The organism is Bradyrhizobium sp. USDA 376, assembly GCF_054063675.1.
Genome location: NZ_JBSSGN010000001.1, coordinates 1205856 through 1221851, shown reverse-complemented (window position 1 = coordinate 1221851; position 15996 = coordinate 1205856). Strand labels below are relative to the sequence as shown.

The following is a 15996-nucleotide window of genomic DNA, read 5'->3' as shown; positions in this document are numbered from 1 at the left end:
AAATCAAGCTTTCATACTTCCACCGCCTTTGTCGGCAAATCAGCCGTTTGAACGACGCGCCGGTCCCGAAACACCCATAGAAGAAGGCATTGCCTTAAGCCTTTGTGGATTGCCATGACCGTGTTCCAGTTGAAACAGTTTGCATCCTCCTCCGTCCACGTCGCGGCCGACGTGATCGGCTGGGACTATGACCGTGCCGAGCTGATCGCCGACGGCATCGTCCATGCGATCGGCGTGCTCGCCGGCCTCATCGCCGCGACCGTGCTGGTGGTGCTGACGGCGCTCTATGCCGATGCGACCAACATCGTCGGCGTCTCGATCTATGTTGCCGGCCTGCTGTCGATGCTGGTGCTGTCGGCGACCTATAATCTCTGGCCGGTGTCGCCGGCCAAATGGCTGCTGCGGCGGTTCGATCATTCGGCGATCTATCTGCTGATTGCCGCGACCTACACGCCGTTCATTCTGGAGGTGAAGGACAGCGTGTTCGCGCTGGTGCTGCTTGCCGGCGTCTGGTGCGTCGCCATTCTCGGCATCGTGCTGAAGCTTTTTTATCCTGGCCGGTTCGACCGCGTCTCGGTCGGCATCTATCTCGCGATGGGGTGGAGCGGCGTGATGCTCTATGGTCCCGTGGTCAGGGCGCTGCCCGCGCTGGTGCTGGGCTTCATCCTTGCGGGCGGCCTGCTCTACAGCTTTGGCGTGATCTTCCACGCCTGGCGGCGGCTGCGCTTCCAGAATGCGATCTGGCACGGCTTTGTCTTGGCCGGCGCGGCATGCCATTATACCGCGGTGCTCGACCTCGTGTTGAGCTGAGCAGGACCCGCGACGCGGAATGAGCGGCGCGGTATAAAGCGGTCCAAGACCACAAGATAATACGAGACAAGAGGAGACGTCGCATGCAGGTGACCGGCAAGGTCGTGGTCGTCACGGGCGGCGCCAACGGCATCGGCAAGGCGCTGTGCGAGGCCTTTCACAAGGCGGGCGCCGCCAAGGTCGTCGTCGCGGACATGGATGCCGCGAATGCAAGGGCTGTCGCCGCCATGGTCGATGGCGCGGCGTTCAAATGCGACGTCGCGCAGGAAAAGGACATCGCCCACGTCATCGAGGAGACCGAGCGGCAGTTCGGCCCGATCGAATTGTTCTGCTCCAATGCCGGCATCGGCGGTGGCTTCGATCCGATGTCGGTCAATGCCGGCGGCGCCTCCGACGAGCCGTGGCAGCGTAGCTGGGCGATCCATGTCATGGCCCATGTCTATGCGGCACGGCATCTCATCCCCCGCATGAAGGCGCGCGGCGGCGGCTATTTCCTCAACACGATCTCGGCCGCGGGCCTGCTGTCGCAGGTCGGCAGTCCGGCTTATTCGACGACGAAGCACGCCGCGGTCGGCTTTGCCGAGAACCTGGCGATCTCGCACAAGGCTGACAATATCAAGGTCTCGATCCTCTGCCCGCAGGGCGTCGACACCAACATGCTGCGCTCGATCCCCAAGGGCCCGCAGTCCGGCGACGGAGATCTGACGCCCGAGCAGGTCGCAAAAGACGTGCTCGCCGGCCTCGAGCAGGAGACGTTCCTGATCCTGCCGCACCCGCAAGTGCTCGGCTACATGCGCAAGAAGACCGAGAACTACGACCGCTGGATCGGCGGCATGGCCAAGATCCAGGCGAAGATGCGGGAAGAGTTCGGGAAGTAGGGGAGGGGCGGGCCACAATTTCGATGTCGTCCTGGCGAAGGCCAGGACCCATACCGCGAGGTCTATCGATCTTGCCGCGGTAGCAGTACCGAACGACGAGTCTTCGCCAAACGCCTCCCTGGGGTAATGGGTCCTGGCTTTCGCCAGGACGACGATGCTGCTCCCTCGGGCTACGCGGCTTCACGCCGCCACCTCCTCCACCCGGCTCTGCCTGAGCGCCCGCGCATAGAGCATCATCCCCTCGCGCACCGTGCGCTGCTCCGCCGGCGTCAGCGCCGCCAGCGCACCGCGTACCTGCTGCCGGCCGAACGCGTGCAGGGCCTCCAGCGTGCGCCGTCCCTTCGCCGTTAGCGACAACAGCTTGCTGCGTGCATCAAGCTCGTCCGGCGTCTCGCGCAGCTCGCCGCAATCAATCAGCTTGCGCACCAGGCGGCTGACGCTGGATTTCTCCAGCCGCAGGAAATCGCCGAGCTCGCCCGAATTCATCGGACCGCGGATGCCGATCTCCAGGATCGTGTGCACCGCCGAGGGCGGATAGTCCGAGGCCGCCACCGTCGCATCCATGAAGCCGAGCTCGCGCACCATCAGCCGCGAGGCGGCGCGGATGTCGTCGATCAGAGCAAGCTCGGCCATCCCTTGACTCCGCGCATTTAGTTGTACCATACAACTATATGTGCGCGGCGCCGCGCGCAAGCATTTTGGAGTGGACCATGAGCGAAACTTTGCCAACCGGGATGCGGATGAAGGGCAAGGTCTGCCTGGTGACCGGCGGGGGCAGCGGCATCGGCCGCGCCACGGCCTTGCGGATGGCCTCCGAAGGGGCGGAAGCGGTCATCATTGCCGGCCGGCGCGAGGCCGAGATCGAGGCGTCCGCCGCGGCGTGCCGCGAGCTCGGTGCGGAGGCGATCGCGCTTAGGACCGACATCACGCGCGAAGACGAGGTCGCGCGCCTCGTCGGCACCGCCGTCAAGCGTTGCGGCCGGCTCGACGTCGCCTTCAACAATGCCGGTTTCCAGGAGCGCCGCGCGCCGCTGGAAGAGCAGGGCACCGACATCTATGACAGCGTGTTCGACACCAATGTCCGCGCGCTGTTCCTGTGCCTGCGCCACCAATTGCCGGCGATGCTCGCGCAGGGGCGCGGCAGCATCGTCGTCAACGCCTCCGTCAGCGGCATGCGCAATCCCAATCCCGGCTTCTCGCTCTATTCGGCCTCGAAAGCCGCCGCGATCTCGCTGACACGCTCAGCGGCGATGGAGAACGCCCCGCGCGGCATCCGCATCAACGCGATCGCGCCCGGCCGCGTCGTCACCGACATGATGCTGCGCGCCGGCGTCGGCGATGTCGCAACCGTCAGTGCGGGCCTCCCGCTGCGGCGGATGGGGAGCCCGGAGGAGGTTGCGGAAGCCGTGGTGTGGCTGTCGTCGGACGCTTCGTCCTACGTGGTCGGCCACGTGCTCGCGGCGGACGGGGGATTCTTGGCGTCTTAGGCCCGGGTGGCGGTTCGAAAAATTCCGCCGTCGTCCTGGCGAAAGCCAGGACCCATTACCCCAGGGAGTAGTCGTGACGCGAGATCGTCATTACTAACCTTCGCCAAATATCCGGAGGTGGTAATGGGTCCTGGCTTTCGCCAGGACGACTACGTGGAGAGGGCGCGCCCCCTCAATGCTTCTGCCCGTAAAGCACCGGCACTGCGGCATCCACGACCACCTCGACCAGGCTCGTGCCCTCAAACGCCATGCCGCGCTTTAGCGCCTCGCCGAGCGCCGCCGCCTCGCTCACCCGCACCGCATGGCAGCCCATGCCTTCGGCGAGCCGCACGAAATCGATCCCCGGTAGCTCCAGCCCCGGCACGTTCCGCACCTGCATCACCTGGCTGAACGAGCGCATCGCGCCGTAGCCGGAATTGTTGATCACGACGACGGTCAGCGGCAGCTTGCGCTGCGCAGCGGTCCACAGCGCCTGGATCGAATACATTGCCGAGCCGTCGCCGATCAGGCACACGGTGCGCTGCTTCGGCTTGCCCAGCGCCATGCCGACCGCGGCGGGCAGGCTATAGCCGAGACCGCCGCTCGCCATGGTGTAGAAACTGTCCTGGCCGCGCATCGGCATGAACTTCTGCATCGCCGGACGATGCGAGGGCACTTCCTCCACCAGTGATGCGCCGTCCGGCATCGCCTGCGACAGCGAATGCAGCAGGAATTCCACCGGCAACGGATCGGCGGCCTGCGGCGCCGGCGGCAGCGTGCGGCCTTTTGGCGTGGCGCGTTTGCTTTCGGGCAGGAGATCGAGCAGCAGGCTCAGCGCCGGCTTCATCGTCGCGATGATGCTGGTGCCGACCGGCGTCACGGCGGCAGCATCCGCATCATCCGTGATCTGGAAGATGGTCGCGCCGCCATCGAAGATCGCGGCATGGCCCTCGACATGGAAGGTGAAGACTGGCGCGCCGATCACAACAACAAGGTCGTGCTCGCGCAAAGCGTCTGACAGCTGCGCCGGCGAGGCATGCAGGAAGCCGGCGAATTGCGGATGCCGCTCGGGAAACGAGCAGCGCGCCGAGAACGGGCTGACCCAGACGCTGGCCTTGGCCTTCTCGGCCACGCGCACCATCAGATCGACGGCGCCCGCACGATCGACGCCGGGGCCGACGACGAGCGCAGGGTGTTTTGCCGAACCGAGCGCGGCAACCAGCGCTTTCATCGGCTCCGGCTCAGGTCCGATCTCGCGGCTGACCTTGCGCGCATCAATCGGCGCGCAGGCATGCGCCCAGTCGTCGATCGGGATCGACACGAAGGTCGGCCCGCACGGCGGCTGCATCGCGGTGTAATAGGCGCGCGCGATCGCGGCCGGCACGTCCTCGGGCCGCGCCGGCTCGACGCTGTATTTGACGTAAGGCCGCGGAAACTCCGACGCGCGCTCGGCATAGAGGAACGCCTGCAGCGGCAGGATCGAGCGGGCCTGCTGGCCCGCGGTGATCACCAGCGGGGTCTGGTTGCGGTGCGCGGTGTAGATGTTGCCGAGCGCGTTGCCGACGCCGGCGGCCGAATGCAGGTTGACGAAGCCGGCATTGCGGGTCGCCTGCGCGTAGCCGTCGGCCATGCCGACCGCGGAGGCTTCCTGCAGTGCCAGCACGTAATCGATGTCGTCGGGCCAGTCGCTCAGGAATGGCAGCTCGGTCGAGCCGGGATTGCCGAACACTCGGTCGATGCCGAACGAGCGCAGCAGGTCGAGCGTCGCCTGCTTCACGGTGACGGACTTGCTGCCGGTCTTGCCGTTCTTGGCCATGGTTTCCGTCCCCTTCTTCGTTCCTCATCCTGAGGAGCGCGTCTTCGCGCGTCTCGAAGGATGAAGGCCCGGTCTGTGGCCTCGCCCTTCGAGACGCGCGCGAAGGGCGTGCTCCTCAGGGTGAGGGTCTAACGGCAGCGTATCACCACACCGCCGTGCCCTTCATCGTCGGCTGCCCCTCCGCGTTCGCGGTCCACAGCTCCATGCTCTCGCCGCTGTCATTGGCGTTGACGGAGAACTCGCTGCCCTCGAACAGCGGCTGCAGGCCGCGATAGGTAAACTTCCTCGGCGCCTTCGCACCGCGCAGCTTCGCCGCCATCTCGACGATCAGCGCCGCCTGCAGCGGGCCGTGGAAGATCAGGCCCGGATAGCCCTCGACCTCGGTGACGTAGTCGCGGTCGTAATGGATGCGGTGGCCGTTGAAGGTCAGGGCGGAGTAGCGGAACAGCAGCACGGGATCGGAGACATGGGTCTCGCGATGCTGCGCCTTGGGCGGCGGAGGCGGCGCCTTGGCGCTCGCGGGCGCGCTGCTGGTCATCTCGCGATAGACGATGTCCTGCCGCTCGCGGATGGCGACGCCGCGTGGGCAAGAGATGCTGTGCTCGACCGAGACGAAGCACAGCGTGCCGGTCGAGCCCGTCTTCACCTGCACGTCGGCGATGCGCGAGGTCCGCGTCGATTCATCGCCGACGCGAAGCGGTTGCAGGAACTCGATCTCGCCGCCGGCCCACATCCGGCGCGGCAGCGGCACCGGCGGCAGGAAGCCGCCGCGGGTCGGGTGGCCGTCGGGCCCCAGCATCGACATCGGAAACACCGGCTGGGCCAGGCACCAGTGCACCGTGAACGGCGCGGCGTCGCCCTTCTTGGGCTCGCCGACCTCCTGGAGCAGCGTCGCGCGCAGGCCCATCACGAGCTGCGCGGTGACGATGTCGGTGGCTTCTGTGCTGCGGCCGATCCATTGCCGTAAGTGATCGATGTCGAGCTTCTCGGTCATGGCGCCTCGCTCTTCTTATTTCTTGGCCTGGGGTTTCTCGCCGATCGCCGGCACAGCGCCGTAGGCGCGCGTCTCGCCGACGATGATCGGCGCCGGCGCGGGATAGCTGACGCGTCCCTGCGGCGTGTCGACCTCGATGCGGCGCAGATGCGGATGGTTGGTGAGGTCGGCCATGGTGTTGACCTCGGCAAAGGCGATGTCGGCATCCGACAGCCGCTTCAAGAGCTCATCGCGCGTCATCCTGGCGAAGATGTCGGCGACGGTCTTGTCGGTGAAATCGCGGTTGCGCACGCGCTCGACCATGTTGGCGACGCGGGGATCGACCGGCAGATCCGGCTGGTCCAGCACCTTCGCGCACAGCGTCTTCCACTCGCGTTCGCTCTGGATCGAGATCAGGATGTCCTTGCCGTCCTTCGAGGTGAACACGCCGTAGGGCGCGATCGAGGGATGGCGCAGGCCCATGCGCTTGGGCGGATTGCCGGCTTCGGAGTTGAGCAACGGCACGGTACACCAGTCCGCCATCACGTCGAACATGGAGATGCGGATGTCACAGCCCTTGCCGGTGCGACCGCGTGCGATCAGCGCTTCCAGGATCGCCGCATGCGCGGTGGCGCCGGTCGCGACATCCACGATCGACATGCCGACGCGCGAGGCGCCGTCGGGGTTGCCGGTGATCGAGGCAAGGCCGCTCTCGGCCTGGATCAGCAAATCATAGGCCTTGCGGTGGGCGTAGGGGCCCTCGTCGCCATAGCCGGTGATCGTGCACGAGATCAGTTTTGGATAGTCCTTCAGAAGCCGCTCGCGGGAGAAGCCGAGCTTGTCCATCGAACCCGGCTTCAGGTTCTGGATCAGCACGTCGGCGCTGGCGATCAGCTTCTCCAACTCGGCGCAGCCTTCTTTCGTCGCGAGATCGACTATCGCCGATTGCTTGCCGCGGTTGAGCCAGACGAAATAGCTGCTCTGCCCCTTGGCGGCCGCGTCATAGCCGCGGGCGAAATCGCCTTCGGGCCGCTCGATCTTGATCACCTCCGCGCCGGCATCCGCCAGGCGCGAGGAGCAGAACGGCGCCGCCACCGCCTGCTCGACCGCAATCACCCTGATCCCGTCAAGTGCTCCCATGGCGTAACCTCAGTACGAGCGCGGCATGCCGAGCACATGCTCGGCGACGAAGGACAGCACGAGGTTGGTCGAGATCGGCGCCACCTGGTAGAGCCGCGTCTCGCGGAATTTGCGCTCGACGTCGTATTCCTCGGCAAAGCCGAAACCGCCATGGGTCTGGATGCAGGCATTGGCCGCTTCCCAGGATGCGTCCGCCGCCAGCATCTTGGCCATGTTGGCCTCCGCGCCGCAGTCGAGCCCGGCTTCATATTTGCGCGTGGCCTCCTTCACCATCAATTCGGCCGCGCGCATCGAGGCGTAGGCCTTGGCGATCGGGAACTGGATGCCCTGATTCTGGCCGATCGGCCGGCCGAAAACGCTGCGCTCCTTGGCGTAGTTCGTCGCCTTCGCGATGAACCATTTGGCGTCGCCGACGCATTCGGCCGCGATCAAAATGCGCTCGGCATTCATGCCCGAGAGGATGTAGCGGAAACCCTTGCCTTCCTCGCCGATCAAATTCTCCGCCGGCACCTTCATGTCGGTGAAGAATACTTCGGTGGTGGCGTGGTTCATCATGGTGCGGATCGGGCGGATCTCGAGACCGTTGTTCTTGGCCTCGCGCATGTCGACGATGAAGACGGACAGACCATCGGTGCGCTTCTTGACCTTCTCCTTCGGCGTGGTGCGCGCCAGCAGCACCATCAGGTCGGAATGCTCGGCGCGGCTGGTCCAGATCTTCTGGCCGTTGACGATATAGCTGTCGTTGCCTTCCTTGCGCGCGAAGGTCTTCAACGAGGAGGTGTCGGTGCCGCTGGTCGGCTCGGTGACGCCGAAGGCTTGCAGGCGCAATTCGCCGCTGGCGATCTTCGGCAGGTACTTTGCCTTCTGCTCGGCATTGCCGTGCCGCAGCACCGTACCCATCGTGTACATCTGGGCGTGACAGCCGCCGCCGTTGCAGCCCGCGCGCTGGATCTCTTCCAGGATCGCCGCCGCCGCGGACAGCTTCAGGCCCGCGCCGCCATACTCTTCCGGGATCAGCACCGAGAGATAGCCGGCCTCGGTCAGCGCATCGACGAAAGCCTTCGGGTAAGCCATCTCACGATCGAGCTTGCGCCAGTATTCGCCGGGAAACTGCGCGCAGAGCTTTGCGACGGCTTCGCGGATGTCGGCGTGATCTTCGGTGTGGTGCTCTTCACTCATGGCGTTTCCCGTATCTAGCGGCAGTTAAGATAACGCCGGCTCATCCTCAGGCGTTGTGAAAACAACGCCAGCCCCCTATGCTCATTTGTTATAGCGTATGGAGTAGCCTTACAGGATTGGCAAGCATGGATTTCCGGCAGCTCAGGACCTTCAGTTGCGTGGCGGAGCTCGGCAGCCTCTCCAAGGCCTCCGACACGCTGCGCGTGGCGCAGCCGGCGCTCTCCAGGCAGATCAAGCTTCTGGAACACGAGCTGCGCACCGAGCTGTTCACCCGCAACGGCCGCGGCATGGTGCTGACCGACGCCGGGCGCCTGTTGCTCGCTCGCACCTCCGGCATCGTGCGGCAGATCGACCAGATCCGCAACGACATCCAGTCGGCCAAGGGGCCGCCGTCCGGTCAGGTCGTGCTCGGCCTGGTTCCGACCGTGAGCTGCGTGCTGTCGGCGCGCTTTGCGCGGCGCTGCGTCGAAAAATTTCCCGGCATCTCGCTGCGCATCGTCGAGAGCTACAGCGGGCATCTGGTCGAATGGCTGCATCGCGGCGAGATGGATCTTGCGATCCTCTACGGCCGCTCGGCCGATCTGCATCTCAACGTGCAGAGTCTCGGGCGCGACAACATCGTCGCGGTCGGCCCGCGCGGCTGCGGCCTTGCGCGCAAGAAGAGCATCGACATCGGCTGGCTGCTGCGCCAGCGCCTCGTGCTGCCCAGTCATTCCCACGGCCTCCGCGCGCTGATCGAGCACGCCGCGGCCCAGCGCAAGATCAAGCTCGACGTCCAGTTGGAAGCGGATTCGTTCCGCGTGCTGACGAGCCTCGTCGAGGAAGGGCTCGGCTTTGCGCTGCTGCCACCCTCGTCGGTCCACGGCGAGGTCGCGGAGGGGCGGCTGGAGACCACCGCCGTGTCCAGGCCGATGACGCGCGAGCTCATTTTCGCTTCTCCGATCGACCGCCCGGCCTCGACGGCCTCGCTCGCCATCACCGGGCTCCTGCGCGAGGAGGTCGCCGCCTGCCGCAAGGAAGGCGTTTGGGACATCAAATTGAGTTAGATGCCGTGTCGTAGAACAGTCAGGCGCCGACTTGCCTTCGCATCTGGCGCGACCTGTCATGCCGAAATTTTATAGCTGGGGGTGCCCGCTCCTCATCCTGAGGAGCGCGCCCTTGCGCGCGTCTCGAAGGATGAAGGCCCGGCTTTGGCCTCGCCCTTCGAGACGCCTGCTTCGCAGGCTCCTCAGGGTGAGGGGAGAGAGTTGAGCGCGCCGCGGGTACGCGATCTCAGGCTGGAATCCTCACCGGCAGCGACTCGTATCCCTTGATGAAGCTCGAATAGATCCGCTTGGGTTCGCCGACCACCTCGATCCGGTCAAACCGCTTCAGCATCTCCTCCCAGATGATGCGCAGCTGCAGCTCGGCGAGGCGCATGCCGACGCAGCGATGGATGCCGAAGCCGAAGGAGAGGTGGGTGCGCGGGCGCGGGCGGTCGATGATGAACTCGTTGGGATTTTCGAACATCTCGTCGTCGCGATTGCCGGAGACATACCACATTACGACGCGGTCGCCCTTCCTGATGTGCTTGCCGCCGATCTCGGTATCGGCAAGCGCGGTACGCCGCATATGCGCGAGCGGCGTCTGCCAGCGGATCACCTCCGGTACCATGGAATCGATCAGCGCCGGATTCTTCCGCAGCATCTCGTATTGCTCCGGGTTCTCGTTCAGCGCCAGCACCGAGCCGGTCATGGTGTTGCGCGTGGTGTCGTTGCCGCCGACGATGAGCAGGATGATGTTGCCCATGAGGTTGTCGGGGTCCATGTGGCGGGTGGCGTCGTTATGGGCCATCAGCGACAGCAGGTCGTTGCGCGGCGCAGAGTTGACGCGCTCGTTCCACAGCTTCGACATGTAGGCGTAGCACTCGTCCATCTCGCGGCGGCGCTCCTCGGCGGAGGCGACGATGCCGCTCTTGGGCAGCGCGGTGGAGACGTCGGACCAGCGCGTCAACTTGCGCCGCTCCTCCCAGGGGAAGTCGAACAGGGTCGCGAGCATCTGCGTGGTCAGCTCGATCGAGACGCGCTCGACGAAATTGAAGGTCTCGTTGCGCGGCAGATTGTCCAGCACGGTCTGCGAACGCTGGCGGATCAATTTTGCGAGGTCGTCCAGATGTGTTGGCGTGAACATCGGCGACACCGTCTTGCGCTGCGCCGAATGCCGGGGCTGGTCCATCGCGATGAAGCTCGGATAATCGTAGCCTTCCGGCACGTCGCGGATCGAGATGCCGCCGAGCGTGGAGTCCGAGGAGAAGATGCCGTGATTGGTGTCGACATGCATGATGTCGTTGTATTTCACCACCGACCAGTACGGCTCGATCGGTGCGTTGGTGCAGTAATGCACCGGCTCTTCCTTGCGCAGCCGCTCGAACCACGGCCACAGCGTGTCGTCCTGGAACAGCCGTGGCGCGCCGGGATGGAATTGCGCCAGCGGCGTCGCATAGGCCTCTTCGCGCGCCCTGCGCATGCGCGCGACCTTGTCCACTTTAACCGGCGCTTGGATATTCATGGTCGTGGCTCCAGTGTTTCTGCTTAACCTCTCCCGCTTGCGGGAGAGGCAAAGGCCGCCGCTGGCGGCCGACCCCTTAGGAAACGCCGAGGCAAAGCCTCGGCTATGGCGTAGCGCCGGGTGAGGGTTTTCTCCTCTTGGGGATTATCCCGTTGTGGAGATACCCTCTCCCCAACCCTCTCCCGCAAGCGGGAGAGGGGGCGCACCGTCCTTGTAGGCGTCGTCATCTTGCTGCCCATCTAAGCCGCAATCTTCACGGGCAACGTCTCAAGTCCCTTCACGAAACTCGAATAGACCCGCTTCGGTTCGCCGACTACGTCAATATGGTCGAAACGCTTGAGGATCTCCTCCCAAATAATCTTGAGCTGGAGTTCAGCAAGCCTGAGGCCGACGCAGCGGTGGATGCCGAAGCCGAAGGAGAGGTGCGTGCGCGGGCGGGCGCGGTCGATGATGAAATCGTAGGGCTTTTCAATCGCCTCTTCGTCCCGGTTGCCCGAGACGTACCACATCACGACCTTGTCACCTTTCTTGATCTGCTTGCCGCGGAACTCGAAATCGGTGAGCGCCGTGCGCCGCATATGCGCGAGCGGCGTCTGCCAGCGGATCACCTCGGGCACGAAGCTGTCGAGCAGCGCGGGATTCTCGCGCAGCTTGCGATACTGCTCCGGATGCTGGCTCAGCGCGTAGATCGATCCCGACATGGTGTTGCGCGTGGTGTCGTTGCCGCCGACGATCAAGAGCACGAGATTGCCGAGGAAGTTCTTCGCGTCCATGTCGCGCGTCGCGGCGCCGTGCGCCATCATCGACAACAGGTCGCTCTTCGGAGGTTGTTCGATGCGCTCCTTCCAGAGGCGGGAGAAATAGGCCGCGCATTCCGTCAGCTCGGCCTGCCGCTCGTCTTCGGTCGCGACGAGGCCATCGGGACCGGGAATGGTGGTGGCGATATCCGACCAGCGCGTCAGCTTGCGGCGGTCCTCCCAGGGGAAGTCGAACAGCACGGCCAGCATCTGCGTGGTCAGCTCGATCGAGACCTGGTCGACCCAGTCGAACACTTCGCCGCGAGGAAGATTGTCCAGGCACTCGGCCGAGCGCCTGCGGATGTTGAGCGCGAGATTGTCCAGATGCGTCGGCGTGAACATCGGCGCCACGGTCTTGCGCTGCGCCGCATGTCGCGGCGGGTCCATCGAGATGAAGCTTTCGCGGCGCAGATCCGGGTCGATGTCGCGGATGGTGATGCCGCCGAGCGCGGAGGCCGAGGAGAACACCGCATGGTTGGTCTCGATCTCCATGATGTCGTTGTAGCGCGTCACCGACCAGTACGGGCCGAACATCGAGTCCTTGCAGTAGTGCACGGGATCTTCCCGGCGCAGGCGATCGAAATAGGGCCAGAACGTATCGGTCCTGAACAGTTCCGGATCGCCCGGATCGAATTGCTCCAGCGGCAATGTCGACGCGCGCTCGCGCAGTGCGTCGAGCTTGGACGCGCTCTCGATGGTCCCATGCATGACCGTTCTCCCTGGCATCCTCCGCGCGTCTTTGAATTCTGCGCTGCGGTATTTGATTTGCAATTACAGCCCGTTGTCTGCGCCGGAGCAAGGGAGAGTTTTGCCACATCCAACCTTCGCGAGAGGTGGGTGGATGCGTGGCCCGGATGCAGCCGCGGGGCTATTGGACATCACCAGCGTGACCTGCCGCACGCCGTTCGGCCTGAAATCATGCAAGAAATCGACTGGAATCGGGTTAAATCGAACCCGCCCGTCTTGGGGATCGACCAATCTCTGATCTATAGTTTGGCCGCCACAAATGCGCACCCCGAGGTTGCCGCCGTGAACGACATGCAATGGGCCCCCATCGGCTCCGAACCCGTCCCGCCGCCATTGCCGCCGACGCGGGTGGATTTCAGCGGCAATCGCTCCGGTTTCCGCAAAATGGTCACCAAGGGTGCCATGCTGGAGCTCGTCACCTTCGGTTTCTACCGGTTCTGGCTCGTCACCGACATCCGCCGTCATCTCTGGTCGAACACCGCGATCGACGGCGACGCCGCCGAATATACCGGCCGCGGCAAGGAGCTGCTGGTCGGCTTCCTGTTCGCGCTAGCGATCCTGGTGCCGATTTATCTCGCCTACTTCCTCATCGGCATCGAGTTCGAGCGCTGGCAGGGCTTTGCCTCGACGCCGCTGTTCATCAGCTTCTACGCCTTCGGCCAGTTCGCGATCTTTCGCGCGCGGCGGTATCGCCTGACGCGCACGGTCTGGCGCGGCGTGCGGTTCTGGATGGACGGCTCGGGCTGGGCCTATTCGTTCCGCGCCATGGCGTGGGGCCTGCTGGTGTTCCTGACCCTCGGCCTGGCGCTGCCGTGGCGCGAGGCTTCACTCGAACGTTACAAGATGCGGCACACCCATTACGGTGACTTGCGCGGCGATTTCGAGGGCAATGGCTGGACCTTCTTCAAGCGCGGCTGGTGGCTGTGGCTGCTCAGCCCGATCGCGCTGATCATCTTTCCGCTCGCGCCGTTCTTCTATGCCGAGTTCAAGGCGCGCGAGTGGCGCTGGTGGCTGGACGGCATCCGCATCGGTGGCGTCAGCCTCTCCTCGGAGCTTCCGCACAATGCGTTCTATGGCCTGTACTGGAAGGTGATCGGCTGGTGGACGCTGCTCTCGATGATCTTCGGCGCCTATCTCGGCGGCGCCACCGCGCTCGTCGTCCAGCTGAGCGGCCTTTCGGCCGAGCAGCTGTTCGGGTCCGGCGATCCCGCCAAGAGCATCCCGATGCTGGTGATCATGGTCATCGGTTACTTCGCCGTCGCGCTTGCGGTCAACATCGTGATGCGGGTCTATCTCCAGCGCGATCTCTGGGCCAAGGTGCTGGAAACGGTCGAGGTGCACAATATCGCGGCCGCTGCGGATGTGCGCGGCAGCGGCGAGCTTGCCAGCGCGCTCGGCGAGGGCTTTGCCGATGGGCTTGACGTTGCAGGATTCTGAGCTGTGAGTGAGTTGTCTACCGAGGCCCCGGCGCAGTCGGCAAAGCCGACGGTCTTCTTCGACGGCGTATCCAGCCGCAGGCGGCAGGTGACGCTGGCGTTCGGCGATGCGCTCGAGATCGTCGAGGAAGGCGGAACGCCCGTCCGCTGGGCCTATGCCGACATCCGTCGCGCCGACAGTCCCGCTGGTGTCCTGCGTCTCGCCTGCACCGCTGCACCGCCCCTGGCGCGGCTCGAGATCCGCGACGCAGCTCTCGCGGCGGACGTGACCACCCGCTGTGTGCGTCTCGACGAGCATCAGACCTCGCGTCGCGGCGTTGCAAAAATCGTCGGCTGGTCGGTGGCCGCCGCCGTCTCCATCGTCTGCGTCGTCCTGTTCGGCGTGCCGCTCGCCGCCGACCGTCTCGCGCCGCTGGTGCCGAAGCCGATCGAACGGCGCATTGGCGACGCCGCCGAAGTTCAGGTGAAAACCATCTTCGGCCGCAATGTGTGCGAAGATCCCGCGGGCAAGGCCGCGTTCACAAAACTCGTCAACCGTCTGCGCGATGCCGCCGGCCTCGACGACGATTCCATGACGGCTGGCGTGCTGCCGACCGCGGTGCCGAACGCGTTCGCGCTGCCCGGCGGCAAGGTGTTCGTGCTGAAGGGCCTGCTCGACAAGGCCGAGAGCCCGGATGAGATCGCCGGCATTCTCGCCCACGAGCTCGGCCATCTCAAGCATCACGACAACATGCGCGGGCTGATCTACAACGGCGGCACCTCGTTCCTGATCGGCCTGTTGTTCGGCGACGTCACCGGCTCATCCGCCGTGATCTTCGCCTCGCGCAGCGTGGTCGAGGCCTCCTATTCGCGCGAAGCCGAGACCGCGGCGGATACGTTCGCGATCGAGATCATGCATGCGCTCGGCCGCTCGCCCAAACCCGCGGCCGAACTGATGTTCCGCATCACCGGCAAGGAAGGCGGCTCTGGTCTGACAAATATCCTCGCCAGCCATCCGCTGACCGAGGATCGTCTCGCGCGCATGACCAGGGAAGACCGTCGCGCCAGCGGCCCGCCGCTGCTGACAGACAAGGAATGGCAGGCACTGAAGCTGATCTGCGGCAGCGGCAAGGTTTAAGTCGAATGGCTTTCGGTTGAAGCTATTGGCCGCGGGCTCGCTCCAGCCTCTCCCGCTTGCGGGAGAGGTCGCCGCGTAGCGGCGGGTGAGGGTTCTCTCCTCTCAGGGGTTCTCGCTTGCGGAGCTACCCCCACCCCAGCCCTCCCCCGCAAGCGCAGGGCTATCGCAGATGGCTTCTTGGTGACGGCCAGAGCAAGCGCCTCGTCCTTCGAGACGACCGCTCCGCGGTCTCCTCAGGATGAGGCTAAGCAGCATTGCCCCCGTTGAAATTGCTGCCGCGCACTCCGCCCTCATCCTGAGGGCCCGCCATCGGCGGGCGTCTCGAAGGATGCGCTGCGGGCGAGCTATCCGCCACGCATCTTCATATGCGATAGCCCTGCCCGCAAGCGGGAGAGGGAGCGCACCTTCTTCGTTGCTGCACTTTAGGCTTCGCGAACTACCGCGTTCCGTAGGCGCGGTCGCCGGCGTCGCCGAGGCCCGGCAGGATAAAACCGTTCTCGTCGAGACCTTCGTCGACCGCGGCGGTCCAGATCGGCACGTCCGGATGCAAGCCACGTAGCCGTTCGAGGCCTTCGGGGGCTGCGATCAGGCAGGCGAGGCGGATGTCCCTGGCGCCGCGCTCCTTCAGCCGGTCGATCGCGGCGACGGCCGTGTTGGCGGTGGCGACGACGGGCGTCACCACGATGGCGAGGCGCTCGTGGAGGTCTGACGGCGATTTGAAGAAATACTCGACCGCGGCAAAGCTGTGCGGCTCGCGGTAGAGCCCGATATGGGCGACGCGCGCGGTCGGCACCAGGTCCATCATGCCGTCGACGAAGGTGGTGCCGGCGCGCAGCATCGGCACGAACACCAGCTTCTTGCCGGCGATCTTGGCCGAGTGCATCGTCGCCAGCGGCGTCTCGATGACGGTGTCGGCGAGCGGCAGGTCGCGCGTCACCTCGTAGCACAGGAGCATGCCGATCTCCTTGATCAGCTCGCGGAACGACTTGGTCGAGATGGATCTGTCCCGCACCAGCGTCAGCTTGTGCTGCACCAGCGGATGATCGACGATCGTGACGCCTTCCATGATCGGTTGCTCCTGAAATTCATC

The 15996-nt window shown here is 65.0% G+C and carries 14 protein-coding genes; 6 read left to right on the top strand and 8 right to left on the bottom strand.

The annotated features are described in order from the left end of the window. Positions 1–114 precede the first annotated feature (114 nt). Both trhA and ACVJ19_RS05610 read left to right on the top strand, forming a co-directional pair. The gene (gene trhA / locus ACVJ19_RS05615; RefSeq protein ID WP_453949897.1) at positions 115–810 is read left to right on the top strand and encodes a PAQR family membrane homeostasis protein TrhA; all 696 of its coding nucleotides are present in this window, start codon (positions 115–117) and stop codon (positions 808–810) included. A gap of 83 nt (positions 811–893) precedes the next feature. Further along, complete coding sequence (locus tag ACVJ19_RS05610) at positions 894–1688, top strand: SDR family oxidoreductase (protein WP_453949898.1); 795 nt, start codon at positions 894–896, stop codon at positions 1686–1688. A gap of 180 nt (positions 1689–1868) precedes the next feature. Here the strand turns inward: ACVJ19_RS05610 and ACVJ19_RS05605 are convergent, their stop codons facing one another. Then, positions 1869–2321, bottom strand: coding sequence for a MarR family winged helix-turn-helix transcriptional regulator (locus ACVJ19_RS05605; protein ID WP_453949899.1), 453 nt, complete (start codon positions 2319–2321; stop codon positions 1869–1871). Positions 2322–2398: 77 nt separating this feature from the next. On the opposite strand from ACVJ19_RS05605, the gene ACVJ19_RS05600 reads away from it, so the two are divergent. Continuing rightward, a complete protein-coding gene (locus ACVJ19_RS05600) occupies positions 2399–3175 on the top strand; it encodes an SDR family NAD(P)-dependent oxidoreductase (protein ID WP_453949900.1) in 777 nt (258 codons plus the stop codon). Between the two features lie 172 nt (positions 3176–3347). Here the strand turns inward: ACVJ19_RS05600 and mdlC are convergent, their stop codons facing one another. From mdlC to ACVJ19_RS05580, 4 genes are all read right to left on the bottom strand, one after another. Continuing rightward, on the bottom strand, positions 3348–4970 hold the full coding sequence (gene mdlC / locus ACVJ19_RS05595; RefSeq protein WP_453949901.1) for a benzoylformate decarboxylase: 1623 nt from the start codon (positions 4968–4970) through the stop codon (positions 3348–3350). Between the two features lie 142 nt (positions 4971–5112). Next, positions 5113–5964 (bottom strand): FAS1-like dehydratase domain-containing protein, encoded by an 852-nt coding sequence (locus ACVJ19_RS05590; RefSeq protein ID WP_453949902.1) that lies wholly within the window; start codon positions 5962–5964, stop codon positions 5113–5115. A gap of 15 nt (positions 5965–5979) precedes the next feature. Next, the gene (locus tag ACVJ19_RS05585; RefSeq protein ID WP_453949903.1) at positions 5980–7083 is read right to left on the bottom strand and encodes a CaiB/BaiF CoA transferase family protein; all 1104 of its coding nucleotides are present in this window, start codon (positions 7081–7083) and stop codon (positions 5980–5982) included. Between the two features lie 9 nt (positions 7084–7092). Next, entirely contained in the window at positions 7093–8262 is a 1170-nt protein-coding gene (locus ACVJ19_RS05580; RefSeq protein WP_453949904.1) for an acyl-CoA dehydrogenase family protein, read from the bottom strand. 125 nt (positions 8263–8387) lie between these two features. On the opposite strand from ACVJ19_RS05580, the gene ACVJ19_RS05575 reads away from it, so the two are divergent. Beyond that, positions 8388–9308 (top strand): LysR substrate-binding domain-containing protein, encoded by a 921-nt coding sequence (locus ACVJ19_RS05575; protein WP_453949905.1) that lies wholly within the window; start codon positions 8388–8390, stop codon positions 9306–9308. Between the two features lie 226 nt (positions 9309–9534). Here the strand turns inward: ACVJ19_RS05575 and ACVJ19_RS05570 are convergent, their stop codons facing one another. Both ACVJ19_RS05570 and ACVJ19_RS05565 read right to left on the bottom strand, forming a co-directional pair. Further along, positions 9535–10809, bottom strand: a complete 1275-nt coding sequence (locus tag ACVJ19_RS05570; RefSeq protein ID WP_453949906.1) for a cytochrome P450 — start codon at positions 10807–10809, stop codon at positions 9535–9537. 239 nt (positions 10810–11048) lie between these two features. Further along, entirely contained in the window at positions 11049–12314 is a 1266-nt protein-coding gene (locus ACVJ19_RS05565) for a cytochrome P450 (protein ID WP_453949907.1), read from the bottom strand. Between the two features lie 321 nt (positions 12315–12635). On the opposite strand from ACVJ19_RS05565, the gene ACVJ19_RS05560 reads away from it, so the two are divergent. Both ACVJ19_RS05560 and ACVJ19_RS05555 read left to right on the top strand, forming a co-directional pair. After that, a complete protein-coding gene (locus ACVJ19_RS05560) occupies positions 12636–13790 on the top strand; it encodes a YjgN family protein (RefSeq protein WP_453949908.1) in 1155 nt (384 codons plus the stop codon). A 3-nt stretch (positions 13791–13793) separates the two neighbouring features. Next, positions 13794–14906: a M48 family metallopeptidase gene (locus ACVJ19_RS05555; RefSeq protein WP_453949909.1), complete on the top strand. Its 1113-nt coding sequence runs from the start codon at positions 13794–13796 to the stop codon at positions 14904–14906. A 436-nt stretch (positions 14907–15342) separates the two neighbouring features. On the opposite strand, the gene upp is transcribed toward ACVJ19_RS05555, so the two are convergent. After that, a complete protein-coding gene (gene upp, locus ACVJ19_RS05550; RefSeq protein ID WP_453949910.1) occupies positions 15343–15972 on the bottom strand; it encodes a uracil phosphoribosyltransferase in 630 nt (209 codons plus the stop codon). Positions 15973–15996 lie beyond the last annotated feature (24 nt).

Coding starts and splice junctions, on each gene's coding strand:
- trhA (WP_453949897.1), top strand. CDS start 115: ATGACCGTGTTCCAGTTGAAACAGTTTGCATCCTCCTCCGTCCACGTC.
- ACVJ19_RS05610 (WP_453949898.1), top strand. CDS start 894: ATGCAGGTGACCGGCAAGGTCGTGGTCGTCACGGGCGGCGCCAACGGC.
- ACVJ19_RS05605 (WP_453949899.1), bottom strand. CDS start 2,321: ATGGCCGAGCTTGCTCTGATCGACGACATCCGCGCCGCCTCGCGGCTG.
- ACVJ19_RS05600 (WP_453949900.1), top strand. CDS start 2,399: ATGAGCGAAACTTTGCCAACCGGGATGCGGATGAAGGGCAAGGTCTGC.
- mdlC (WP_453949901.1), bottom strand. CDS start 4,970: ATGGCCAAGAACGGCAAGACCGGCAGCAAGTCCGTCACCGTGAAGCAG.
- ACVJ19_RS05590 (WP_453949902.1), bottom strand. CDS start 5,964: ATGACCGAGAAGCTCGACATCGATCACTTACGGCAATGGATCGGCCGC.
- ACVJ19_RS05585 (WP_453949903.1), bottom strand. CDS start 7,083: ATGGGAGCACTTGACGGGATCAGGGTGATTGCGGTCGAGCAGGCGGTG.
- ACVJ19_RS05580 (WP_453949904.1), bottom strand. CDS start 8,262: ATGAGTGAAGAGCACCACACCGAAGATCACGCCGACATCCGCGAAGCC.
- ACVJ19_RS05575 (WP_453949905.1), top strand. CDS start 8,388: ATGGATTTCCGGCAGCTCAGGACCTTCAGTTGCGTGGCGGAGCTCGGC.
- ACVJ19_RS05570 (WP_453949906.1), bottom strand. CDS start 10,809: ATGAATATCCAAGCGCCGGTTAAAGTGGACAAGGTCGCGCGCATGCGC.
- ACVJ19_RS05565 (WP_453949907.1), bottom strand. CDS start 12,314: ATGCATGGGACCATCGAGAGCGCGTCCAAGCTCGACGCACTGCGCGAG.
- upp (WP_453949910.1), bottom strand. CDS start 15,972: ATGGAAGGCGTCACGATCGTCGATCATCCGCTGGTGCAGCACAAGCTG.